Source organism: Rhodococcus sp. MurmanLake-1 (assembly GCF_056945715.1).
Map to the genome: position 1 here is coordinate 1 of NZ_JBWZNF010000009.1, position 23,980 is coordinate 23,980.

Genomic DNA, 23,980 nt, shown 5'->3' on the forward strand with positions numbered 1-23,980 from the left:
GAAGGACCCAGCTCAACCCGCCTGCGCGTCGGCGTGATCACCGATTCCGTGACGGTCACCAAGACCGACGACGAGACACGCAAGTCCGTCGAAGCTACGGCTGAACTCCTTGCCGGCCTTGGCCATCACGTCGAGGACGCGGCATTGCCAGTCGGACCGGAATTCATCGACGACTTCAGCATTTACTGGGGCTTTCTGTCGTTTGCCATCTCCACCGGTGGCAAACAGATGCTCGGGCCCGACTTCGACAAGTCCGGCACCGACAATCTCACGAAGGGCCTCTACACGCTGTACCGGAAGAACCTGGTGAAGACGCCGCGCGTGCTCTACCGCCTGCGACGGCTCCAGCAGCAGTACAGCGCCATGTTCTTGAAGTACGACGTCGTGCTCTCGCCGGCTCTTGGGCACACCACCCCCGAGCTCGGATACCTCTCTCCCGCTCAGCCTTTCGAGGAGCTCTTCGACAAGTTGATCGCGTACACGTCGTTCACGCCGCTGAACAACATCTCCGGTGGTCCCGCGATTTCGCTACCGATGCACCAGACCAGCAACGGTTTGCCGTTGGCTTCGCATTTCTCCGCCGATCTCGGCGACGAGCGCACGCTCCTCGAATTGGCCTTCGAACTGGAAGAGGCTCAGCCCTGGAGAAGAATCCAGGACTGAGCCTCACCGGTAAATACCCTCAGTCTCGCGGCAATCCGAGCATGCGCTCACCGATCACGTTGAGTTGCACCTCGGTTGTGCCGCCGTAAATGGTGGTGGCACGGCCCGAAATGAGCTGCTCCATCGCCTTGTCGCTCGGCTGACCTGGGATGCTGACCGCTCCGGCAGCACCCAGTTCGGCGACGACGAACTCGGCGATCGACTGGCTGATCTTCATCGCCAACAGCTTGCCGACGCTCGACGTCGTACTCACGTCGATTCCCGAAAGTTGCTTGAGCACAACGCGGGAGCCGATGAGGTCGATCGCCTGACTCTCGGCAACCAGCTCGCCGACGCGGTAGCGCCCGATCGGGCTCAGGTCTGCTGACTTCGCGAACTTCAGTAGATCGGAGTCCGAGGCGTACGCCTCCATCTTCTGGCTCAGGGCGACGCGCTCGCCGGCCAGCGTCGTACGTGCGACGTTCCAGCCGTCGTTGACCTCGCCGACCACGTTCTCGTCGGGGATGAACACGTCGTCGAGGAACACCTCGTTGAACAACGCCGAACCCGTCATCTCACGCAGCGGGCGGACGGTGATGCCCGGTGTCGACATATCGAGCACGAAGTAGGTGATGCCCTGATGCTTCGGCTTGGTGGCGTCCGTACGGGCGATCAGCATTGCCCAGTCGGAGAACTGCGCAACCGTGGTCCAGATCTTCTGACCGGTGATCTTCCAACCGCCGTCGACCTTTTCGGCCTTCGTGGACAATGACGCGAGGTCGGAACCAGCACCGGGCTCACTGAAGAGCTGGCACCACACAAGCTCACCCTGCAGGGTCGGTATTGCCAATTCCTGCTTCTGCTTGTCCGAACCATGCGCTACGACGGCCTGCACGGCCCACGTGCCCATCAGGAGCTGCGGCATCGAGATACCCGCAGCCTTGATCTCCTGGGAGATGACGATCTGCTCGAGCGGAGCGGCGCTGCGCCCGTACGGCTTCGGCAGGTGAGGCTGAACCCAGCCGCCGTCGCCGAGCGCGATCAGCTGGTCGTCCTCGTCGAGCTCGACCAACTTGGCAAGCTCGGCCGCAATGTCGCCGCGGATCTCCTCTGCCTCGGGCGGCAGTTCGAGAACCGAAGCCCGGCTGACACCGTCAAGTGCCTGCTGCGCAACACGGTTGGCACGATCCTCGCGGGTGCCGAGAATGCCGCGGATCGAGAGCGCGCGGCGGTAGTACAGGTGGGCGTCGTGCTCCCACGTGAATCCGATGCCGCCGTGGACCTGCACACAATCCTGCGCTACCTGCACTGCGGCGTCCGGCACGATGACTGCGGCGATATCGGCGGCAAAATCTGCCGTGTCGTCGCCCTTGTCCAATGCGCTTGCCGCATCCCACACAACGGCGCGTGCCTGCTCGAGCGCAATGCCCATCTGCGCACACTTGTGCTTGACGCCCTGGAACTGGCCGATGGGTCGCCCGAACTGCACGCGTGTCTTGGCGTACTCCGACGCAGTGGAAACACACCAGGACATGACGCCGACGTCTTCGGCACCGAGAACGACTGCGGCAATGGACCGTACCCGCGCCTCGGTGAGACCGTCGAGTATCCGTTCGGCGCTGATCTGAACATTGTCAGCTTCGATCCGCGCACTGCCGCGCAGCACGTCGATGCTGTCCTGCACGGTGATCGCGACTGCGCTGCTCTCGAGCACCGCGTAGCGGACACCGTCGGGCAACTGGATCGGGACCAGCAGCACGTCGGCATGTTCACCGCCGAGCACACCGTCGAGTGCGCCCGTGATCTTGTATCCGCCGTCCGACGACTCGGCCGTCAACGGTGCACCCAAGGCGACTGCTGCCGTACGACTTCCGTCGATCAGGCCCGGCAGGAACTCGGGTCCCGCCTTGGAATCAGCGGCGCCGAGAACGGCGCTTGCCAATACCGTCGGAACAAACGGGCCGGGAGAGACAGTGCGGCCCAATGCTTCCAGTGCCACCGCCAAGGTCAGCAGACCGGCGCCGTGACCACCCTGTTCTTCCGGAACCGCGAGCCCGAGAAGGTCTTGCCCGACCAGTGCCGTCCAGAACTCGGGGAACTTGTCCTCGGTCCTCGACTCCACCGCCGCGCGCACCTGCTCGGTAGTGATGGTGCGCTCGGCGAATGACCGCACCGAATCTGCGAGTGCGGTGTGCTCCTCACTCAGCCCGAGGCCGAGTTCGTATGCGTTGCGTGCCATGCGCTTACAGACGTTCTGCGAGGTCGGCGGTGGTCCAGGGACCCTCGCTCTCGATGGTGTTCACACCGTGCCAGCCGGCGAGTTCCGTGATGGCCCCACCCTGAACGGCATACACCTTGCCGGTCAGCTTGCAATCCGCTGCCGCAAGATAGGCCACCAGCGGGGAGATGTTGGACGGCGCAAACGCGTCGAACTCACCCTCGGGGACCTCGGCGGCGAACAACGCGCCCATACCGGGTGTCGCCAGCGTCAGACGAGTACGCGCGATCGGCGCAATAGCGTTGACACGTACGCCGTATCGATCGAGCTCGTCAGCGGCCACCAGAGTCAGGGCTGCGATGCCCGCCTTGGCGGCGCCGTAGTTGCCCTGGCCCGCGTTGGGCATGAAGGTACCCGAAGCCGAAGCGGTGTTGATGACCGAAGCGTTGACGGTCTCGCCTGCCTTGCTCTGGTCCTTCCAGTACGCGGCAGCGTGGTGCAGCGTCGCCGCGTGACCCTTGAGGTGCACGGCAATGACTGCGTCCCACTGGCTCTCGTCCATACCGGCGATGAAGGCGTCACGAAGAATGCCGGCGTTGTTGACCAGTACGTCGAGTCGGCCGAACTCGCTGACGGCCTGCTTGACAAGGCCCTCGGCGCCGTCCCAGGTGGCGATGTTGTCGGTGTTGGCAACAGCCTTGCCGCCTGCAGCGACGATCTCGTCGACTACCTGCTGCGCGGGGCCGGCATCTGCACCGGAACCGTCGTTTGCTCCGCCGAGATCGTTGACCACGACGCTCGCACCCTCACGAGCGAAGAGCAGCGCATGCTCACGGCCGATGCCGCGTCCTGCTCCGGTGATGATCGCTACGCGACCGTCGAGACTTCCCATCAGTTCAGATTCCCATCAGTTCAGTTGTCGGACATGAAGACTCATTTGTCGGCGATGACCGCCAGGCCGTCCTTGATCACGAGGTCGCCGACCGCGCTGGTTTCGTACGAGTACGACGTGGCTCCGTCTGCCGAACCCGACTTGTAGAACACCGTCTCGATGTCCTGGGTCGGGAGTACGGGTTTCGCGAATCGCACTGCGAGACGGCGCAACCGCTCGGTCTCGCCGCCAGCCAGTTCGGTCAGGGCTCCCCACGACGTGAACGCCATCGTGCACAGTCCGTGGTTGATGATTCCGGGGAGACCGGACATCCGAGCGATCTCCTCGTCGAGGTGAATCGGCATCGGATCGCCGGAAGCCGGTGAGTACCGGAACGTCTGGTCCTCGTCGATGTGCTGGTTCACCACCGCTGCGGGACTACCCGCGCGAAGAGCGTCGTCGAATCGGTGTTCGGGAGCCTTCTCGCCAAGTCCGGGGCCCGCGTCGACCTTGCGGAAGAAGGCCGTCATCCACTGCTCGTTGACCAATTCACCCTTGTCGGTTTTGGTTTCGACGTAGATGACGACGGTGGATCCGTTGTCTCGGCCCTCGAATCCGATGGGCTTGGCACGAGCGACCAGGTGGTCACCGGGGTAGATCGGACGGTGGAACAGGAAGTCCTGCTCACCGTGAACGAGCTTCATCAGCAGTTCGACCGGCGCCACCGACAGCGCAGCGGGTGCCATCGACATGAAGACGGGTACCACCGCGAAGACCGGTGGAGCGATCTCGCCCTTCAGGTGTCGCTCGATGGGATCGTTGGTGGCAGCCGCGTATTCAGCGATGCGCTCGGCTGTCACCTCGAAGTGCTCCGGATCGGTCCATACGTCCAGCCCGGACGTATCGAATTCGACCGCGTTGGTCTTCGGTGTCGTCATTGAGCCGTTACCCGACCAGCTGGGCGAACTTGGCCAGCGAGGCCTCGAGATCAGCCTTGGCGTTCTTGGCTACTGCCTTGCCGATCGGCCCGACGATCATGGTGCCCTTGAAGCTGGCGTCGACGGTTGCCTTCGAACCGGCACCGTCGGCCTCGACCGAGAGAACGAATTCGACGGTGACGCCGGCCATTCCGGTACCGGCAATCTTGACCATCTTCGGAACCTCGACCTCTTCGACGGTCCACTCGATCTTGTTTGCCATACCCATCACGGAGACGACCTCGGTGAACTTGGCGCCCAACGCAACCTGGGTGGGGAGTTCACTCTTCCAGCCCTGGTGAATGGTGAGCCACTCTTCCCAGCGAGACAGGTCGGAGAGCGCATCCCAGGTCTTCTCGGGGGATGCGGGCAGTACAGCGGAGACGGAAACGGAAGCCATGATGAAACTCCTAGTGGGTAGCTGGCGGGTTGTGGGTGTGATTCAGCGTGCGTAGGGCTTGTATGCGGTCACGACAACTGCGCCGCCGAGTCCGATGTTGTGCTGGAGAGCGACCTTCGCGCCGTCGACCTGACGCTTGTCGGCGGTTCCGCGGAGCTGCCAGGTGAGTTCGGCGCACTGGGCAAGACCGGTTGCGCCGAGGGGGTGCCCCTTGGAGATGAGGCCGCCGGACGGGTTGACCACCCAGCGTCCGCCGTAGGTGGTGTCGTCGGCGTCGACGAGCTTGCCGCCGTCACCTTCGGCGCACAGTCCGAGCGCCTCGTAGGTCAGCAACTCGTTGGTGGAGAAGCAGTCGTGGAGTTCGATGACGTCGACGTCGTCGGCGGTGATCCCGGCCTGCGCGTACACCTTCTCAGCGGCCTTACGGGTCATGTCCGCGCCGACGAGGCTGATGGCGCTCTTGTCCTCGAAGGTGCTGTTCATGTCGGTGACCATGGCCTGCCCGACGATCTCGATCGCCTGAGCAGCGAGCCCGTGCTTCTCGACGAATGCTTCGCTGGCGATGATTGCCGCGCCGGATCCGTCGGACGTGGGCGAGCACTGGAGCTTGGTGAGCGGGCCGTGGATCTGGCGTGCTTCGAGGATCTGTTCGAGGGTGTACTCGTCCTGGAACTGGGCGTACGGGTTATTCAGTGAGTGCTTGTGGTTCTTGACGGCGATCTTCGCGAACTGCTCTGCAGTGGTCCCGAAGCGTTCCATGTGCTCGACGCCCGCGGCGCCGAACATGTACGGAGCGGGCGGCATCGCGAACTCCTGCAGCTCGGCGAGAGCGAGGAGGTGCCGCATGAGTGGCTGTTCACGGTCGTCGTAGGTGGATCCGAGGGACCCGGACTGCATCTTCTCGAAGCCCAGCGCCAGTGCGCAGTCGGCCTGACCGCTCTTGACTGCCTGCGTGGCGAGGTAGAGCGCGGTCGATCCCGTCGAACAGTTGTTGTTGACGTTGACGATGGGGATGCCCGTCAGACCCAGCTCGTAGACAGCCCGCTGACCTGCGGTGGACTCGCCGTAGACGTAGCCGACGTATGCCTGCTCGACCTCGGTGTAGTCGATACCCGCGTCTTCGAGCGCCTTGGTACCCGACTCGCGTGCCATGTCGGGGTAGTCCCACTCGCGGGCTCCCGGCTTCTCGAACTTCGTCATGCCGACGCCGACGACAAAAACCCTGTTACTCATTGCCACTCCTGAAGAGAACGGTATCTGTGTGTGACACGCTGTCCCACCAAAGTATGTGAGACATCTTGTCCAGTCAATGGCGGGGTGAGTATCGTTCGATTTATGACAAAAACAGCCGAGTCGGCGCAGCCCGACGGGCGCAGCACTCGCTGGAACGATCACAAGGAGCAGCGCAAAGCGCGGATCCTCGACGCAGCACTCGATGCAGTCAACGAAGGTGGCGCCGACGTCGGCGTCCAGCAGATCGCCGAGCGCGCCGACGTCCCCCGTTCCGTTGTCTACCGGATCTTCAAGGATCGAGCCGACCTCGACGAGCAGCTGCGAGTTCGCATCCTCGAGATGATGATGACCGACCTGACACCCACCCTCACGCCGCAGGGTACGGTCGGCGAGGCTATCTCACGGGCAGTCGAGACCTACCTCCAGTGGATTGTGAAATACCCACGACTGCACCACTTTTTAGGCAAGGGCTCGCCGAGCACGCGGGCCACCGGTTCGAAAGTGGTGACCGGAACCAAGACGGCCATCGCCGTGCAATTGGGGAACCTGTTGGGTGCGATCCTCGCCAGCCGCGGCAAATCGTCGAAGATGGCGGAGCCCTTGGCTTTCGGCGTCATCGGATTGGTCGACGTCAGCGTCAACCGTTGGCTCAGCCAGCCGGGTTCCGATGTGACCAGTGCGGAATTGGCCGAGTTCCTCGGGCGCTCCATCTGGCAGGTTCTGGACGGCAATCTTCGGAGCATCGGCGTCGACATAACTCTGTCGACTCCGATCGCCGACCTGTGACAGTTACCGAACTACCCTGGGCACTCGACGGACGTGGACTTCAACTGATCCGGGTTCCACCGCTCGCCCTACACGCGCTGGGTGAAGACAACGCCACTCTCGCAATGGAACTCGAACCCAACCTCCTGACCCCGTATCTCCTCGGCGAAGAATGCCAGGGCTTGTGGCGCTACCGGAGCACGCAGATAACCGGGAACCCACTCGACAGCGCGTGGATCACCCGCATCGCCGTCGATGCCCGCACCTCGACGCCGGTGGGGTTGGCCGGATTCCACGGTCGCCCCGATGCGCGCGGGATGGTGGAGATCGGATATCGCATCGATCCGGCATTCCGGCGACTGGGCTACGCACGAACTGCTCTCGAGATACTTCTCGACGTCGCGAGTCGCCAATCCGAAGTGCACATCGTTCGAGCGACCATCAGCCCGGACAACATCGCATCGCGAAATCTGATCAGCCAGTACGGTTTCAACGAAGTCGGTGAGCAGTGGGACGAAGAAGACGGTCTGGAGACCATCTTCGAAGTCAGCGCCTCTCCGGAACCGTGACAGCCGTCAACCCGCTGGTGCTGTCGGTCCAGTGAATAGCACGGTCCTCCAGCATCACTGGTGTCCACAACCTGTAGGTCTTCACCTGATGGTGATGGCGACACAGGCATTGGAGGTTGCTCGCAATGGTCCACCCACCGCGTCTCGGATCGGAAGGATCGAACTCGGTGATGTGGTCGAGTTGGCACCTGTTCGCGGGCACCGAACAACCAGGGAACCGGCAGTGACCGTCGACGGCCCGCACCAATGCGGCCAGAGCCGCTCCCGGAGCATAGGTCAGCGCGCCGGGAGGTGGATCGGGCTGGGCGCCATGCCCATCCGATCTTCGAACTATGTCCGGGGCCCGCGCGGCCAACCTTTGCATTGCCCGAATCCGATCCCCGCAGCCGTTCGGTTCGCGACTTGGGTGATCACGTCGGGTGACAAGCGGCAGGACAGTCGGAGCATGTTGCCGACGCGGTCGATTCCCGGCGGCCTGAGAGCGGAAGTCGACAAACAGTGCCTGCCAAGTGGAATCGGCGGCAAGCTCGCGAGCAAAGTCGGGATCGATTGGCCCGTACCCGTCGATGCTCGCGGGATCTGACGTCAACCCGAGGAGCGTCGCCAGATCGCACACGATGTGCAGCAACGGCTTCCGACGTGAGGGCGCAGTTGATCGACTTGCTGGGGATACTGCCTCGCACGTTTCGCTGCCACACTGGCAAGTCAGCCCGTTCTCACGGTGCAGGAGAGCAACCAGCGCGTCGGCCCGGCGCGTCGAGGCATTTCGTGGATCGTGGTTGCAGACGCTTCCGGCGGCCTCGTTGATCAGGCCAAGCGCTTCGACAGCCTCGTTCGCGCTGAGTGTTGCCTGCAACTGGGCGAGTCCGTGACGGTCTGCACGCGTGCGAACATCGCGGTGTTCCAGCATTTTCCGGCGACGTTCGGCAGCAGCGTCCGGATCGTAGGCAAAGAGCTGACGTTCAATGTCGCGCTCCAGTTGCCCGGGCGGAAGACGGTGCGCGGAGGCAAGTACCCGGCGCTCGAGTGCTGCGATCGCCTCGGGGTCGACCCCGGTGAGTCCGTCGACAATCTTGCGCACGCGCGCATAGTCCAGCTCGCCGGCAGCAAATGCGGCCTTGGTGAGCGGAAGGAACTCGCGCAAGGCGTCACCGATCTCGATGTGAACTTCGGCTGTGCGCCGCGAACACGTGAGCATGACCGCGATCTCGTTGCACGCGATCCGCCACGCCTTGTCGACATCACCGGACACGTCGAGTTCCGCATTGAATCTCGACTCCGACAACATGGATGCACCGAGCACCTTCTGTGCGGCCAGCATGTTCTCGCTCTGCGCCGTTGCAAAGAGCATGTCCGGCAGCACGCGTGGATCGACGACAGGACGGCCGTCATCTACAACTGCCCCCACACCGCCCGTCGATCCATTATCGAACATACATTCGACACTAGACCTGCCCACCGACAAGAAAGCTAGAGTGCCGGTTTGTATCCCTTACCCTGCATCCAGGCGAGCACATCCAGCACCCGGATCGCCGGAATGGCATCGTCCAGTCCGGCCCGAACTCGCAAGTCGAGCAATCTCACGTGTAATTCTCCGTCGTGCAAGGCCTCTCGTACCGGTTCCAGATGGGCAGCCTTCGTTCCCAACTCCCGCCCGATGACGTCGTCGTAGATCGGGTAGAGCCGCGGACGCTTGCGTGCGATCAGTTTGGACGCCATGGTTCGCCCGACGCCGTGAATCTCTCGAAGCGCCGTCTCCAACCGCCACACTGGAGATTCCGGAGTGAAGGGATCGGGTTCGTTCGACAGATCGCGATCGGGGCCCACGTCGGCCAGGAGTCGGTTCAGTTCGGCATTGTTCTCCCCCAGTAGAAAGAAGGCCCCTTGCGCCGGAACCTGAACCGACAGAAGCGTCACCGCAACAAGATCTTCCGCGGTAATGATGTTCGCATCACGATCGCGGTTGCCACTGGGATCCCAGGAATCCCACAGCGCACCGGTACGGAGATAGCCCGTCTTTCGGAGCGGCCTCGTGAAGTATTCCTGCAGCACATCGACCGCGCCGGCATCGTCCCCGTCTCGCAGCACACGCGGGAGGCGGATGGGCAACTGATCAACCATGGTCGAGCGACCTTTCCAGTACATATTTGGCGAACCCGGAGTTGTGATATTGCCGAAATGGGCCCTTGCCCTTGGCAACAAGATGCTCCGCGAGTGGACGTACCGTCGTCACGTCGACAGGCAGTAGGGCGAACTGTTCCAACGCATCCGAGTCCTCGAGACTGCAGTCGATCACGGTCCCGTCGCCGTCGGCGGACGCCAACTCGGTGCGTCTGATGGCGACCAGATCGTGCTTGTCATCGAGTTCTTCGATGCTGCAGCCGGTTCGCGATTCCAGTGCCGAACTGGATACGTACACGGACATGACGTGCTCGATCGGCTTACCGCCGACCAGATGGCACTCGACGCTCAGAATCTCCATCGGACCGATGTTGAGTGTGAACAAGCGATGGCGCTCCGCCGATCGATTTGTCGACGGCAGGCAACTGATCGTCCACTGTTCGATCTCGACGGCGGCCGGCGCATCGAACGCGTAGGAGAGAACCTCGGCGATCAACTCGGCAAGATCTTCGAAGAGCGGGTCGCGCTGCAACCGCTCGAAATTCTCGACAGAAGCGGCGGGACGCACAGGCGCCTTGCTCACGCAGGTCCCCTCTCGTCCGGTGCTTTGCTCTCAGACCTCGCGTCCAAGGTACCCAGCCCTACGCGGGTCTCGCGCGTTCGCCCTCACATACACCCTCGCGTTATGGTTCTCGACACGCACCACCGCCTTACCGATCGCTAACTCGAGGAGCACACGAAGTGGAAATCAAGGGAACCGCAGCACTGGTCACCGGAGCGGCATCAGGCCTCGGCGCCGCAACAGCCAAGCGCCTCGCCGACGCCGGTGCTACCGTCTTCGGCCTGGATCTGCCCGCGTCGATCGAGCGCGCAGGCGACAACGTCCCCGCCGGCGTCACTCTCATCCCCACCGACGTGACCAGCGGCGAAGAGGTCGAGGCAGCGATCAACCAGATCGTCGAGTCGGGCTCCCCGCTGCGTATCGTCGTCAACTGTGCCGGTGTCGGCTGGGCGGGACGCATCCTGTCCAAGAAGGGTCCGCACGACCTCGAGCTGTTCCGCACGGTCATCACCGTCAACCTGCTCGGCACCTTCAACGTCATGCGCCTGGCCGCCGACGCCATCTCCAAGACCGAGGCCGTCGACGAGTCCGGCCAGCGTGGCGTCGTCATCAACACCGCTTCCGTTGCTGCCTTCGAAGGACAGATCGGCCAGATCGCGTACTCCGCTTCCAAGGGCGGCGTGCACGGCATGACTGTTCCGGCTGCCCGTGACCTCGCGCAGTTCGGCATCCGCGTCAACACCATCGCCCCCGGCATCATCGACACCCCGATGCTCGCAGGCGTCACCGACGAGTACCGCAAGGGCCTGGAGGCCGGCGTTCCGTTCCCGTCCCGCCTGGGCCAGCCGTCCGAGTACGCGCAGCTCGCGCAGATGATCGTCGAGCACGACTACCTCAACGGCGAGACCATCCGCATGGACGGCGCTCTCCGCATGGCGCCGCGCTAACTTCCCTGCTGTGCGCCTTTATTAACCGCCCGCGGTTAATAAAGGCGCACGGTTTGTCAGAACGAATGAAAATACCCACCGCTGGATTGGGCAGTTGCGCTGAGGTACTCGGCCACTTCCGTCGCCGGCATCGGTCGGCTGACGTAGTAACCCTGAACCAATTCGCAACCTGCGGTGAGCAAGAGCCTCAGCTGGTCGGCCGTCTCCACGCCTTCCGCCAATGACTGCATACCGAGCGCCTTCGCCACCTCGACCACCGAAGTGACAACTGCCGAATCACCCTCGCTCAGTTCGGTGATGAACGACCGGTCGATCTTGAGAATGTCCAACGGCAGTTTCTTCAAACTCTCGAAAGACGAATAGCCAGTTCCGAAGTCGTCCAGGGCAATCGCAATTCCGGTGGCACGCAGGCGATCCAGCTCGGCGACGGCAAGCTCCTCTACCGCTCCCGTCTCTGTGATTTCCAGCTGAAGCCGTTTGCTGGACAGACCGGATGCCTCCAGCGCATCGTTGACTGCTGATCCGAAGCCGGACGACATCAGTTGCACCGGAGAGACGTTTACCGTCACGTAGGTATCATCGGGCCAGGTCGTCGCTTCGGCGCAGGCCATGTGTAAAATCTGAAGCCCCAGCGGGACAATCAAACCCGTCTCTTCCGCGACATCGATGAAGATGCGCGGCGCAAGCACTCCCCGCACCGGGTGGTTCCAGCGAAGCAGTGCCTCGAATCCCTCGACGCGGCCGGTGTCCGCACGAACCTGCGGTTGGTAGTACAGCTCGAACTGCCGAGACTCGATCGCAAGCCCAAGCTCTTGCAGGGCCGATGCTCGTTCCCTGGCCCGCGCCCGCAGCGCCGGTGAGTATTTTCCGACCCGGTTCTTGCCGGCAGATTTTGCGGCATACAGCGCCAGGTCCGCGGACATGACAAGCGTGTCCGCGTCTTCGGAATCTGCCGGCGAGCTGGCATAACCGATCGATGCACGAACCTCGATGCGATTCCCCCGCACGAAGAACGGCTCACGCAGTGCACCCAGATAGCGAGCAAACACCTCGCCGCCGTCCCCTGTTCCCCGCAAGACGACGCCGAATTCGTCGCCACCGATTCGGGCACACATGGCACCGTCGACCACCCGATTGAGCCGTGCAGCAACGGAAATCAACAGTTTGTCACCGACGGGGTGTCCTAACGTGTCGTTCACCGACTTGAAATTGTCCAGGTCGAGGATGCCGACAAGAACCTGCTCGCCGGTCCGGACAGCGCCGAGCGCGTCGGACAGCTCCGTGCCGAACGTCCGGCGATTCGGGAGCCCGGTCAGTCCGTCGGTTGCAGCGAGCCACAGAATTCGCCGCTCGTAGTTGTACTTCTCGGTGATGTCCGAGCCCACGCCTCGCCAACCCACGAACTCCATGGCCTCGGAAAGCCTGGGATGACCCGACAGAGACCACCATCGGTCGACGCCGCCGACACGAACGGGAATGACGACCTCTCGAAACGGCATGAGGCGGTCGAGGTGATCTCCGATGACGTGGACCGCGGCTCGTCCACTCTTCGTCGAACCGACGTCGAGCCAATCCAACAATCCGCGCAGCGACAGGGTTCGCAGGTCGGAGACAGAGACTCCCGAGATCTGCGACAGCCGAGCGGAGGTGTGCGACAACGTCCCGGTGGTGTCGACTTCCCACAGCCAATCGCGTGACCCGCCCTCGAAATCGTCGAGAAGCAAACTGACCGTCTGGCGCTCGGCAGCAGCCTCGAACTCGGCAAGACAACGACTTCGGAACGACGCCCAGAGGTACACGACGCCGATAATCAGTGTCACCGAGTAAACGACCAACTGGAACGAGAGGACAGTGTATTCCGTGGTTCTCTTAGGCAGGATAACGACGAGCAATCCGATGCTGTGCACCAGAATCCACGCTACCGCTATCGACCGAACCGTCGACAATGCCACGGCGCCGGCGCCCATGACTCCGGCGAATGTCGCTATAAGCACAAGCTTTCGCGAGTTGTCCGTCACGGGAAGCATCGCGGCGGCGAGAACGACAAGCAGAAGCCCAAGCAGGATCACCTCGAGCATGAGCGCCCAGTAGTCATACCTCGTCGTATGTTTGGGCGTGTACCGGCCCTTCAGGACGACTCGCGGTATCCAGACGCGCACCGAATTGAGGACAACCAAGAAGGCCGCAGAACCCCAGATCACCCGAAACTCGTTGTGACCGGGGGGTATGACGTACGCAAGCAAAGCGCATACGCTGAGTACATTGACCATGTTGGCCAGTGGCGCGACCGTCGTCACCTGCAGTATCTGGCGTGCGAAGAGGTCGCGCCGCTCGACGTCAGACAGTTCGGCGTCGCTCGCACTCGAAGTCAGCCTGCTCAGCATGCAACACCCTCCATCGTGGAGCCGACCAGATGAAGGTAGCGCGGATGCGGGCTCGGGACACACGATGACGAGAAACTACGAATTGAAACACACTGTTAAATAGGATGTTTCAGACAATAGCGACAGAACGGATCGGCGCTACAACTCGGAAGCCAGCGGAATTTCCTTCTCCGCGCGGTCCGTCATCCACTCACGTAGAACCTTGGTGGCAATGACGTCGTCCTCGTTGTATTGCAGGATCCGCGTCCGTTGCGTCTCGTCCGGCTCACCGTCGTAGCCGACCGCCTCGCGGTACCACGCCATCGACGCTTCACCACCGGCTTCGGCGTCACGCCAGTTGAACCCGGCGACGGGGGCAATCTTCTTGAGTCCCTTGCCGTTCGGGCAGATGAACTGATCGCTCACCGCTTGATAGATGTCGACCCACTGCGGACTGTCGATGAACTCACGGATCTCGTCCTTGCTCGGAATCCCGGGCTCACCGGCAAACCTGCGCGCCGAGTCCAACAACCACTTGTCCTCGGCCGAACGCGAATAGCAGTATGCGGCAAAGGTTTTACCCGAAGCAGCGGCTGCGGCACGCTCCGCCATCAGCCAGCCCCAGAACTCCGCGAACGACCGCGCCTCGTCACGCGTCGGCAGCGGATCCCACGTCGCAAATCCTCGATACATCGAGAAGCCACCGACATTGAGCAGCGTTCCCCACAGGTAGGCGCCGTGCTCCTGATAGCTCTCCATGTCGACGTCGATCTCGATGTCCGCCCGAGTCACCGAGATCTTCTCGAACCGCCGCACCAACGGAGCATCTGCCAACCACGCCTTGGCGATCACGACTGCGTCGTCGAAATTTCCGTGCGGCCAATCCTCGAGCGGCTCACCGTCCCAGGCGGCCAGCTGATCTATCGTGTTGCAGCCGACGTCGCGCAGAAGCTCAGCTCGCGATCCGACAGCCACCAGGCTGACATCGCGGTTGCGAACCAACTCCTGCTTGCATTCGGTCCACCACGGGCACGACTTGCACTCGCTCACCTGTGACGGAGACGTCAGCACCTCACCGCGGGCAACAGCGATACGGTCGGCGAAACGCTCGTCGTAATCGTCGAGAATCGCACTGAGGTCGTGGACGAGGACGCAGTCTCCGTTGTATCCGATCGCGCCTGCCGTGAGCGACGGGCTCGCCAGCCCACGACGCTCGAGCATCCGATAGACCTGCGCGACGCGCATCTGATCGCGGACCTGGCTGCGGACCTTGCGCTTGGGATCGACCGCGGGCTCCCATTCGAGGAGCCCCGAGGTGATCGCGCCCTGGCCGGGATCGGTCACCTTGTGATTGACGACAATGACGGGGATGTACCCGCCGCCCTCGTCGTCACGGATGAGCATTTCGCAGCGGCCCTTGCGTCCGGTGTCGCGCTCGACGGGCAAGACCGCGCCCCAGATCCGGTCCGCGCCGGCCTCACAGGCAGCAAGTGTGTCGCGAGCCTGAGCCGACGCCGATTGATCAGGGTTGATCTTCACCCAACGCTCGGGAGCAGCGCCGATCACGAGTTCGGCGATCTCCGCGCGCTTCGCGATCGCGGCTTCCTGGCGCTGCTTGACGCCGGTGTCGACGGGTTCCGAAGCCGATTTCCCGGGAAACAACCCGTCCAGACGCACCCGATGACGGCATCGGGTCAACGCCCCCGAATCGATGATCGGGAGCTGGGGCGCGGGGTTGTTAACGGAACACACGATGACGAAGATTATGTGCTCCCCTAGGCTGAAGCCGAAGCGCAGGTACCTGGCAACACACAAACACCTGGAAACGGGGTCCTTTTCGATGGGGTTGTTCAAGAAGCGAAAGTCTCGTGCCACCCGCAAGGCGGAGGCAAAGGCTCTCAAGCACAAGGCTGAGGTCGAGGCGAAGCTCAACGCCAAGAGCCAGCGTAAGCGCGACAAGGTCGAGACCAAGTCGCTCAAGAAGCTGGAGAAAGCCGAGATCGAGTCACAGCACAAGATCGAAAAGGCGCAGATCGCGACCCTGAAGGCGCAGGAGAAAGCCGCTGCGAATCAGGGCCTGACTGTCGCCAAGGTGCGTAAGTACCTTGGTGTGGCACGTCTGCTTGCCCCCGTTCTCCTGCCGATCGCCTACCGCGCTGCCACGGCAGTGCGCGCCCAGCTCGACACCACGCGCGCGCAGAAGATGGGCATCGCCGTCGACCAGCTCGGTGACTACACCGGTCACGGCGCGAAGTTGAGCGCTCGTATCGCCGGTGCCGAGAGCTCGGTCACCGAGATCCTCAGCCGCAAGCCCGACGATGCGGAGACGCAGCGTTTTGCCGCCGCCATCCGTGAGCGCCTCGGCGATCTCAGCACGGCAGTTCGCGCTGCCGAGCAGATGCCGCAGGCTCGCCGTAAGGCAGCTCACCAGGCAATTTCTTCCGAACTCGACGGCGTCGAAGCAGATCTGCTCGCACGTCTCGGCGTGCGCTAGACCTGAGAACGCCAGTGAGAGCAGCCGAGCAGACCGCGACCCTCCGGGGGATATCTGTCGGTTCCGCTTCGGCTGCTCTCGCTGTCGCCGCGCATGGAATCGGCGGAGGCGAGCTGCCACAGTCGTCGTCGCTGACCCTGCTGCTCGCCGTCTGCGCAACCGTCGGCGCCGTGACGGCCACCCTTCCCGCCCTCTCCCGGGGGCCCGCTGCCCTGATCGTGGCTCTTGGCCTGGGTCAGCTTGCCGCCCACACCACCATGACGCTCTCCGAGCACGCTCATTCGCCCGCTCCGGGATTGGTGATGCTCGGTGCTCACGCCGGTGCCACCGTCGCCTGTGCGGTGGCGGTCCTGGCCGCCGAGCGCCTCTACCGCGTTGTCACCCACGCTCTCCACGTCGTCCTGGCGTCCCTGGCTCCCGCCGCCGTCACTTCCCGCGGCCACACCGTCTCGACCGGAATCCATCACGGACCCGTCGACGCCCTTCTTCGCGCCAGCATCTCGCGGCGCGGTCCTCCTGCCCTGGTCTGAAGATTCGTAGAACTCCCCACCCCTTCACCAGACCCAAGAGGACACTTTCCGACATGAAGAACACCCTGATTTCGCGTGCGGTTGTCACGACCGTCGCTACCGGCAGCGCTGTGCTGCTGGCCGCCGGAATTGCTTCAGCACACGTCAGCGTCGTCGCACCAGGAGCTACGCAGGGCGGATACTCCGTTCTCACGTTCCGCGTGCCCACCGAATCCGACACCGCTTCGACCACCAAGCTGACGGTGGCCCTCCCCGACCTCAAGTCGGCACGCACCGAACCTATGCCCGGTTGGACCGCCGTCGTCGAGAAGGACCCCACCTCACTGGTCGCGAAGTCCGTGACGTGGACGGCCGACCCCGGCGTCGGAATCGCCCCCGGCCAGTTCCAGCAGTTCGTTCTTTCCGCCGGCCCGCTGCCGGAGCAGGAAGAGGTCGAGTTCAAGGCCGTGCAGACGTACAGCGACGGCAACGTCGTCAACTGGGATCAGGAAGAACTTGCCGACGGCAGCGAGCCGGACAAGCCCGCGCCGACGCTGACTCTCGCCGCATCCACCGGCGATGCTCACGGAGCGCCTGCTGCCGATAACACTGCCGAGACGTCCGCTGCATCCGAATCTTCTTCGTCAGACAACACCGCGCGCTGGCTCGGCGGCGTCGGCCTGGTGCTCGGCGCCTTGGGCGCTGCACTCGGCCTCGGCGCACTGGTCAGGAGCAAGCGCTGATGAGTACCCGGATCAAGGTCATCGCCGTCGGCATGCTCGCGATGCTGGCCACGATGCTCGGAATGGGCACGGCCAGTGCGCACTCCGCGGTTGTCGGCTCCAACCCGGAAAACGGCGCGTCCATTCAGGTTGCGCCTGACAAGGTTTCGGTCACGTTCAACGAGGCTCTGCAGGCACAGTTCGCGGCGCTGACGGTCACCGGCCCGGACGGCAACCTCTGGACCAAGAGCGATCCGTCCGTCGAAGGACCCACTGTCAGTGCAGACCTCGGCGATCTCGGGCCGACCGGCGTCTACACCATCGCGTACCGAGTCACTTCCGCCGACGGCCACCCTGTCAACGGAACCCTGACCTTCACCCTCACCGAGGCGGGGTCAGGCACTCCCGGCGCTGCCGCTGCGTCGAGTACGGGTGAGTCGGAGTCCGGCAGCATGCCGGTGTGGATCTTCATCGTCGCCGGCGTCGTCGTGTTCGGCGGTGCGCTGTTCTTCGTGCTGCGTAAGCCGAAGTCGAGCTGATCGCGTGACGGGTACGGCAAACAGGTGGTGGTTGCTGTTTGCCGTACCCACAGCTCTGCTGGGAGTCCTCATCGCCTGGGGCCTCGCGAGCCCGTCGGGACCCGAATCATCTAGCACTGTCCGCGTTCTCGCGATCGGATGCGGCTCGTTGACGCTCGGCATCGCGACGCTTGCCTGGATGGGCCGCAGTGAACGCCGCCCGGCAACAACCCCTGCGATCATGTGGACTCAGCTCACCGCGGCGGCAGCGGTTTGGCTCGTCGCCGAGATCACGCTCCTCGTGCTCAATGCCGCAGCGGCAGACGGCGCCCCGGTCACCTCACTGACCATCGGGCACTTCGGCGCATTCGTCTCCGAGGTGAACGTCGGCCGCGTCGGTGTCGCGATCATCGCGTGCGCGTTTGCCGTGGTCTGTTACGGCATCTACGGGTTCACCAATCCCGAGGCGGTGCCCGTCGCACCGGCATTGGTCGTCTCCGCGTTGGCACTCGCTGCCCGCCCGATCACCGGGCACATGGCGCAGCAGAGCTTCGGATCGATCCTCGACGCCGTTCACGTCCTCGCTGCGGCCTTGTGGTTCGGCGTGCTGGCCGCACTCGCGCTTGCCGTACCGTCGCGCGGTGCCTGGGCGATCTGGTTGCCCAGGTACTCCGCCCTCGCCTGGCGATGTGTCCTCGCGTTGGTCGTCACCGGTATCGTCAACGCCGTCGTGCGACTCGACTCGCTCTCCGCCTTCTACGACACCGCTTACGGCCGGGTGATCCTCGCCAAGATCGTGGCGATCGCAATGCTCGTCGCACTGGGATGGTGGTGGCGCCGGACATGGGTGGTCGCAAGTGCTGCACACCGCATGAGTTCGGACGGATCTCTGCGCCGCGCCATCGGTGAAGTTGTCTTCATGGCCATCGCATTCGGGCTCGCCGCGGCCCTTGCGACAACTGCGTAAGACGTGCCTCAGCACAAGATTTCGTGACCCGCACATTTAACGTTTCACGTCGAGATTTAACCTCTACGTGAGTTTATTTTCCCAGCTTGCGGCGGTTTCCGGCCACCCTTAGCCTTGCTCGCATGACGGAGGCCCAACGCTCGTTTCTCGTCTGCGCTTCGCAGCGCAGTGGCAGTACTTTGCTGGTCGAATCCCTGCGAGCAACAGGGGTCGCGGGTGAGCCGGAAGAGTTCTTCCAGTACCTCCCCGAGACCTCGCGTTCGCCGCAACCGAGGCAGTGGTTCGAAGACGTCACGGACGAGTCCGTCTTGGGTCTGCTCGCCCCGTTCCACCCGGGAACGCCGGACACTCGCACCTCCGAGCAGTGGCGCACACAACTTCTCGAACTCGGCCGAACACCCAACGGAGTCTGGGGCGGCAAGCTGATGTGGAATCAGACACCGCTCCTGCTCGATCGCGCAGCCGGATTGCCGTGGCGCAGTGGGACGGATCTACGTTCTGCACTCCACGACACCCTCGACCACGACCTGCAGTTCATCCACGTCTATCGAGAAGATGTTGTCGCTCAGGCTGTATCGATGTGGCGAGCCGTGCAGACGCAGGTCTGGCGCGACGACGCGACCCCACCGAATCTCTCGGACGGTGCGCAGTACAACGCGCTCGGAATCGCACACCTGGTGACGATTCTCGGTGAGCAGGAACGACAGTGGAAGCGCTGGTTCGAGGAAGAGGACATCTCCCCCATCGAGATCGGGTTCCGCGATCTCACCGAAGACCCGCAGTCCGTGGTCGCAAAAACCCTCATTTCCCTCGGTCTCGACGGACAACTGGCCCCACCACCGCCGCTGCGTCGTCAGAGCGACGGACGCTCCCGCGAATGGGTGCAGCGCTACCGCATCGACGCCGAACAGAACGGATACCCCGTCACATGAGCACCGTCACCGATGTCGTCGACGAACTCCGAGTTCTCGAATCCGAAGCGGTTCACATCATTCGAGAGGTGGTGGCAGAACTCGAAAGACCGGTACTGCTCTTCTCGGCCGGCAAGGACTCGATAGTCCTGCTTCGACTCGCCGAGAAGGCGTTTCGACCCTCCCCACTCCCTTTCCCGGTCCTGCACGTCGACACCGGTCACAATTTCGAGGAAGTCATCGAATTTCGCGACCGCCGAATCAAGGAGGGCGGGCACACACTTCTGGTTGCTTCCGTTCAGGATTCGATCGACCAGGGTCGAGTGCAGGAGTCGACCGAGACCAGCGGATCGCGAAACCGCCTGCAGACCAGAACTCTGCTCGACGCTCTCGAAGGCGGGCGATTCGACGCCGCATTCGGCGGCGCCCGCCGGGACGAGGAACGCGCGCGAGCCAAGGAACGGGTCCTGAGCTTCCGTGACGAGTTCGGCCAGTGGGACCCTCGGGCGCAACGGGCCGAACCGTGGTCGCTCTACAACGGTCGGATCAGACGCGGAGAGTCCGTTCGTGTCTTCCCGCTGAGCAACTGGACAGAACTCGACATCTGGCGCTACATAGCCCAGGAGGAACTGGAACTGCCGCCCATCTATTTCGCGCACGAACGGCGGGTATTCGAGCGCGACGGAATGCTCCTCGCTGCTTCGGAATTCAGTACCGACGCCGAGAACGCCACGGCAACGACCGAGTGGGTGCGATATCGAACCGTCGGCGATCTGACCATCACCGGCGCCGTTCGATCGCACGCCACCACCATCGACGACGTCGTCACCGAGATCTCGGCCGCGACGGTTTCCGAACGAGGCGAGACTCGCGCAGACGACCGAACCTCGGTCGCCGCGATGGAAGACCGAAAGCGTGAGGGCTACTTCTGATGACCACCACCATCACTCGCCAACTCCTGCGGCTGGCCACGGCGGGTAGCGTCGACGACGGCAAGAGCACGCTGATCGGCCGACTGTTGCACGACACCGACAGTCTGCCTACCGATCACCTCGATTCCGTGACCGACGAGCACGGTGTCGCCGACCTGGCTGCACTCTCCGACGGATTGCGCGCCGAGCGTGAACAGGGCATCACGATCGACGTCGCGTACCGATTCTTCTCCACTCCGACCAGAAGTTACGTACTCGCCGACACCCCGGGACACGAGCGCTACACGCGCAACATGTTCACCGGCGCGTCCAACGCCCACGTAGCGGTCCTGCTGGTCGACGCGAGAACCGGCGTGCTGCGTCAGACGCGTCGACACGCCAGAATCGCAGCGCTACTTGGTGTTCCGAACCTTGTGGCCGTGGTGAACAAGATCGATCTGGTGGGCTTCGACGAAGCGAGATTCGCGCAGGTACAGGAAGAATTGCGGGTATTGGCACGCCAGCTCGGGCGAGGCGACGTACTTGCCATCCCCGTCTCCGCGAAAGCCGGCGACAATGTCGTGACCCGCTCGGAGAACACCGCGTGGTACAACGGGCCGACACTTCTCGAATATCTCGAAGGCGTCGAACTCCTTGCGCCCGCGACCCACATCGAGGAACTTCGGCTTCCCGTGCAGTGGGTTTCGCGTCCCGATCTGCAGAATCGGCGCCGGTACACCGGCCGAATTTCGGCAGGCACACTGAGCGTCGGAGACGAGGTAATGGTCCTGCCGTCCGGATCGAAGAGCACCGTGATCAGCCTGGACACCCTCGACGACAACCGCAGTACTGCCGTTGCACCACTGTCGGTTTCGGTGGAACTGGCCGATGACATCGACGTCGGACGTGGCGACGTTCTGGTCAGCGGCGGTGCGCAGGCTCATTTGCCGGTTCTGGCCCGAGAACTCGAAGCCACGATCTGCTGGTTGTCGAACACTCCATTGCGAGCCGGCGATCGGATAGCGCTCAAACATACTTCCCGGACCGTGCGCGCGACCGTTCAAGAACTGCACACCCGACTCGACCCCGAGACGCTCGACGAGCAGGACAGCCCAGTCGAACTGGGGCTCAACGACATCGGAACGGTCACGCTCCGAACCAGTTCCGTGGTGGTCGCCGACACCTACGACCACAATCGGGACTCCGGCGCTTTCATTCTGATCGACGAGCAGAGTAACGACACCGTCGGCGCCGGCACCATTCTCGAGCCACGCGTCGTCGTTCCCGGTGAGCAGACCCGCAACGACATCAAGTGGCATCCGTCTTCACTCGAACGTCAGCGGCGGTGGGCGTCGACGACCCAGAAGGGCGCGACGATCTGGTTGACCGGCCTGCCTGCCTCCGGAAAATCCACCGTCGCCGTGGCTGTCGAACGTGCGCTGGTCGACGCGGGACGCACCGCGTATCTCCTGGACGGTGACAACGTCCGCCACGGTATCTCCGACGATCTCGGGTTCTCGCCGGGAGACCGGGCCGAGAACATCCGGCGCGTCGGGCATCTCACTCGGCTGTTCGCCGATGCCGGCGTCGTGGCCATCGCGTCGATGGTCTCACCGCTGCGTTCGGATCGAGCAATTGCGCGTGCTCTCAACGAAGCTGCCGGGCTCACCTTCCTCGAAGTTGCAGTCACCACTCCCGTCGAAGAATGCGAACGCCGAGATCCCAAGGGCCTGTACGCGCGTGCGCGGGCCGGTGAACTGAAGGGGCTCACCGGAATCGACGCACCGTACGAGACTCCGGAGGACCCGGACCTGGCTTTCGATACGACAGGCGCTGACATCAACGAACTGGTCGGGCGGGTCATCGCATTGTTGGAGGAGCGCGAAGCCGCCAGGCCTTAGGGGTTTTCGGTGTCCGACTCGAGGTAACCGCGGTCCGCACTGTAGGCGGACCGCACGTTGGGTCGGACACCGATCTTCTCGAGGTACGCCGCCATGCGATGCACCGCCATCGCGCTTCCCAATGCCTCGTCCGGGAGACGATCATCCGTTTCGGCGCGCCACGTGTGAAGCTGCGAGGACAATTCCGCCTGTATTGCCGAGACTTCCGGTCGATCGATCAGATTGATCTTCTCGTCGGGGTCGGCACGAAGGTCGTACAACTCCCGGGGTGCGCGTACCGCCAGATGCTCGGTGCCGAGCGCCTTTCCGGAAAGACTGTCCTCGATGTCGAGCGGTAGATCCAGAGCGGGGCGGACGGCGTAGTTCTCGATGTAGCTGTAGTCCTTGGTACGCACCGCTCGAATGGGATCGAAACTGTCGTGAAAGGTCTTCTCCGTGAACAAGGAGGTCCGGACAGGTTCGGACGACTCGGTTCCACGATCGACGAGGGCATCGGCGTGCGAGCGCCCTTCCACCTCGGTGGGGACGTCGATACCGAGGAGATCGAGAATGGTCGGAACAAGATCCACACCGCTGAACAGTGTCTCGTATTCCTTTCCGCCACTGCGATACCGAGCCGGAGGGCGAGCGATCAACGCAATGCCGGTGCCGGGGGCGTAGAGCGTCGACTTGGCACGTGGGAACGCGGCGCCGTGATCGGTGAGGAAGAAGACCCACGTGTTCTCGTCGAGCCCCTCTTCCTCGAGCGTCCCGAGCAGATCACCCACCGCGGCGTCCGCTACCTCTACGCTGCCGTGGAATTCGGCCAGATCCTCGCGTACCTGCGGCACGTCGGGAAGGTATCCGGGAACCTCCAGCGCTGCGGTGTCCGCCGGGGTATAGCGATCGGCCGGGTACGGCCGATGCGTTTCGAAGAACCCCGTGGTGAGAAGGAAAGGCTCGGGCGGGAAGCGTCGTAGCCAGTTCTGGGCACGCGGAACCACGTAGTCGCAGAACGAGTTCGTGACGTCGTACTCGTGATAGCCGAGTCGCTTCGGGTACGCAGTCTCGTGCTGCATGCCGAAGAGCGAGGTGTACCAACCGTTGTCGGAGAGGATCTGCGGAAGCGTCTGCACCTCAGCGTGGTACTCCCAGCCGTGGTGCGCCAACCCGATCAGACCGTTGTTGTGCGGATACCTGCCCGAGAAGAGAGAACCGCGCGAAGGTGAGCACAGCGGCGCCGTCGCGTGTGCGTCGGTGAACCGGATGCCTTCTGCCGCCAGCCGGTCCAGGTTGGGGCTGTTGACCCCGGCGACACCGTAACTCGCGAGGTGTCGGCCCAGGTCGTGCCAATGAATGATCAGGACGTTATCTCGCGCAGCCGACACGTGGGCAAGGCT

At 63.3% G+C, this 23,980-nt stretch carries 23 protein-coding genes; 12 read left to right on the forward strand and 11 right to left on the reverse strand.

What is annotated here, in order from left to right; all coding sequences use genetic code 11:
• The coding region (locus AC2ETI_RS23160) for an amidase family protein (protein WP_483634436.1) at positions 1 to 663 on the forward strand (663 nt) is incomplete at its 5' end.
• A 19-nt stretch (positions 664 to 682) separates the two neighbouring features.
• On the opposite strand, the gene AC2ETI_RS23165 is transcribed toward AC2ETI_RS23160, so the two are convergent.
• Genes AC2ETI_RS23165 through AC2ETI_RS23185 form a run of 5 tightly spaced genes read right to left on the reverse strand, consistent with a single transcriptional unit; the run spans position 683 to position 6,341 of the window.
• Positions 683 to 2,881, reverse strand: coding sequence for an acyl-CoA dehydrogenase family protein (locus AC2ETI_RS23165; RefSeq protein WP_483634437.1), 2,199 nt, complete (start codon positions 2,879 to 2,881; stop codon positions 683 to 685).
• Between the two features lie 4 nt (positions 2,882 to 2,885).
• Positions 2,886 to 3,752, reverse strand: coding sequence for an SDR family oxidoreductase (locus AC2ETI_RS23170; RefSeq protein WP_007735961.1), 867 nt, complete (start codon positions 3,750 to 3,752; stop codon positions 2,886 to 2,888).
• A 41-nt stretch (positions 3,753 to 3,793) separates the two neighbouring features.
• Positions 3,794 to 4,669, reverse strand: a complete 876-nt coding sequence (locus AC2ETI_RS23175; RefSeq protein ID WP_019746344.1) for a MaoC/PaaZ C-terminal domain-containing protein — start codon at positions 4,667 to 4,669, stop codon at positions 3,794 to 3,796.
• 7 nt (positions 4,670 to 4,676) lie between these two features.
• Positions 4,677 to 5,108, reverse strand: a complete 432-nt coding sequence (locus AC2ETI_RS23180; RefSeq protein ID WP_092765636.1) for a type II toxin-antitoxin system Rv0910 family toxin — start codon at positions 5,106 to 5,108, stop codon at positions 4,677 to 4,679.
• Between the two features lie 42 nt (positions 5,109 to 5,150).
• Complete coding sequence (locus AC2ETI_RS23185; RefSeq protein WP_007735955.1) at positions 5,151 to 6,341, reverse strand: lipid-transfer protein; 1,191 nt, start codon at positions 6,339 to 6,341, stop codon at positions 5,151 to 5,153.
• Positions 6,342 to 6,443: 102 nt separating this feature from the next.
• Between AC2ETI_RS23185 and AC2ETI_RS23190 the strand changes: the two genes are divergently transcribed.
• Positions 6,444 to 7,127, forward strand: coding sequence for a TetR/AcrR family transcriptional regulator (locus AC2ETI_RS23190; RefSeq protein ID WP_020905717.1), 684 nt, complete (start codon positions 6,444 to 6,446; stop codon positions 7,125 to 7,127).
• A complete protein-coding gene (locus AC2ETI_RS23195) occupies positions 7,124 to 7,675 on the forward strand; it encodes a GNAT family N-acetyltransferase (RefSeq protein ID WP_021342391.1) in 552 nt (183 codons plus the stop codon). The genes AC2ETI_RS23190 and AC2ETI_RS23195 overlap by 4 nt, the downstream gene beginning before the upstream one ends.
• Here the strand turns inward: AC2ETI_RS23195 and AC2ETI_RS23200 are convergent.
• The 3 genes from AC2ETI_RS23200 to AC2ETI_RS23210 are packed head-to-tail and all read right to left on the reverse strand — an operon-like array spanning position 7,653 to position 10,379.
• Complete coding sequence (locus AC2ETI_RS23200; protein WP_483634438.1) at positions 7,653 to 9,110, reverse strand: HNH endonuclease signature motif containing protein; 1,458 nt, start codon at positions 9,108 to 9,110, stop codon at positions 7,653 to 7,655. The genes AC2ETI_RS23195 and AC2ETI_RS23200 overlap by 23 nt on opposite strands.
• Positions 9,111 to 9,145: 35 nt before the next feature.
• A complete protein-coding gene (locus tag AC2ETI_RS23205) occupies positions 9,146 to 9,796 on the reverse strand; it encodes a DUF6308 family protein (RefSeq protein ID WP_483634439.1) in 651 nt (216 codons plus the stop codon).
• Positions 9,789 to 10,379, reverse strand: a complete 591-nt coding sequence (locus AC2ETI_RS23210; protein WP_069146699.1) for a hypothetical protein — start codon at positions 10,377 to 10,379, stop codon at positions 9,789 to 9,791. Before AC2ETI_RS23210 ends, AC2ETI_RS23205 begins: the two co-directional genes overlap by 8 nt.
• A 158-nt stretch (positions 10,380 to 10,537) precedes the next feature.
• Here AC2ETI_RS23210 and AC2ETI_RS23215 point away from each other — a divergent pair, with 158 nt between their 5' ends.
• The gene (locus AC2ETI_RS23215) at positions 10,538 to 11,305 is read left to right on the forward strand and encodes an SDR family NAD(P)-dependent oxidoreductase (protein ID WP_019746337.1); all 768 of its coding nucleotides are present in this window, start codon (positions 10,538 to 10,540) and stop codon (positions 11,303 to 11,305) included.
• A 56-nt stretch (positions 11,306 to 11,361) separates the two neighbouring features.
• On the opposite strand, the gene AC2ETI_RS23220 is transcribed toward AC2ETI_RS23215, so the two are convergent.
• Positions 11,362 to 13,689, reverse strand: a complete 2,328-nt coding sequence (locus AC2ETI_RS23220) for a putative bifunctional diguanylate cyclase/phosphodiesterase (protein WP_483634440.1) — start codon at positions 13,687 to 13,689, stop codon at positions 11,362 to 11,364.
• Between the two features lie 138 nt (positions 13,690 to 13,827).
• On the reverse strand, positions 13,828 to 15,384 hold the full coding sequence (locus tag AC2ETI_RS23225; protein WP_483634494.1) for a TM0106 family RecB-like putative nuclease: 1,557 nt from the start codon (positions 15,382 to 15,384) through the stop codon (positions 13,828 to 13,830).
• A 124-nt stretch (positions 15,385 to 15,508) separates the two neighbouring features.
• On the opposite strand from AC2ETI_RS23225, the gene AC2ETI_RS23230 reads away from it, so the two are divergent.
• The 8 genes from AC2ETI_RS23230 to cysC all read left to right on the forward strand — a co-directional run bounded on the left by AC2ETI_RS23230 (position 15,509) and on the right by cysC (position 22,601).
• Positions 15,509 to 16,162 (forward strand): DUF6474 family protein, encoded by a 654-nt coding sequence (locus AC2ETI_RS23230; protein WP_003944178.1) that lies wholly within the window; start codon positions 15,509 to 15,511, stop codon positions 16,160 to 16,162.
• 14 nt (positions 16,163 to 16,176) lie between these two features.
• Positions 16,177 to 16,692: a hypothetical protein gene (locus tag AC2ETI_RS23235; protein ID WP_019746333.1), complete on the forward strand. Its 516-nt coding sequence runs from the start codon at positions 16,177 to 16,179 to the stop codon at positions 16,690 to 16,692.
• Positions 16,693 to 16,745: 53 nt separating this feature from the next.
• Complete coding sequence (locus tag AC2ETI_RS23240; protein WP_020905708.1) at positions 16,746 to 17,414, forward strand: YcnI family copper-binding membrane protein; 669 nt, start codon at positions 16,746 to 16,748, stop codon at positions 17,412 to 17,414.
• Complete coding sequence (locus tag AC2ETI_RS23245; RefSeq protein ID WP_020905707.1) at positions 17,414 to 17,932, forward strand: copper resistance CopC family protein; 519 nt, start codon at positions 17,414 to 17,416, stop codon at positions 17,930 to 17,932. Before AC2ETI_RS23240 ends, AC2ETI_RS23245 begins: the two co-directional genes overlap by 1 nt.
• A gap of 4 nt (positions 17,933 to 17,936) precedes the next feature.
• Complete coding sequence (locus AC2ETI_RS23250; RefSeq protein ID WP_195791664.1) at positions 17,937 to 18,878, forward strand: copper resistance D family protein; 942 nt, start codon at positions 17,937 to 17,939, stop codon at positions 18,876 to 18,878.
• 122 nt (positions 18,879 to 19,000) lie between these two features.
• Positions 19,001 to 19,810 carry a trehalose 2-sulfotransferase gene (gene stf0, locus AC2ETI_RS23255; protein ID WP_019746329.1) on the forward strand — a complete coding sequence of 270 codons (810 nt, stop codon included), beginning with the start codon at positions 19,001 to 19,003 and terminating at the stop codon, positions 19,808 to 19,810.
• On the forward strand, positions 19,807 to 20,721 hold the full coding sequence (cysD, locus tag AC2ETI_RS23260; RefSeq protein WP_483634441.1) for a sulfate adenylyltransferase subunit CysD: 915 nt from the start codon (positions 19,807 to 19,809) through the stop codon (positions 20,719 to 20,721). The genes stf0 and cysD overlap by 4 nt, the downstream gene beginning before the upstream one ends.
• Positions 20,721 to 22,601, forward strand: coding sequence for an adenylyl-sulfate kinase (cysC, locus tag AC2ETI_RS23265; protein WP_483634442.1), 1,881 nt, complete (start codon positions 20,721 to 20,723; stop codon positions 22,599 to 22,601). Before cysD ends, cysC begins: the two co-directional genes overlap by 1 nt.
• On the opposite strand, the gene AC2ETI_RS23270 is transcribed toward cysC, so the two are convergent.
• Complete coding sequence (locus tag AC2ETI_RS23270; protein WP_070384768.1) at positions 22,598 to 23,968, reverse strand: sulfatase family protein; 1,371 nt, start codon at positions 23,966 to 23,968, stop codon at positions 22,598 to 22,600. The two genes, cysC and AC2ETI_RS23270, sit on opposite strands and share 4 nt — an antisense overlap.
• Positions 23,969 to 23,980: the final 12 nt, after the last annotated feature.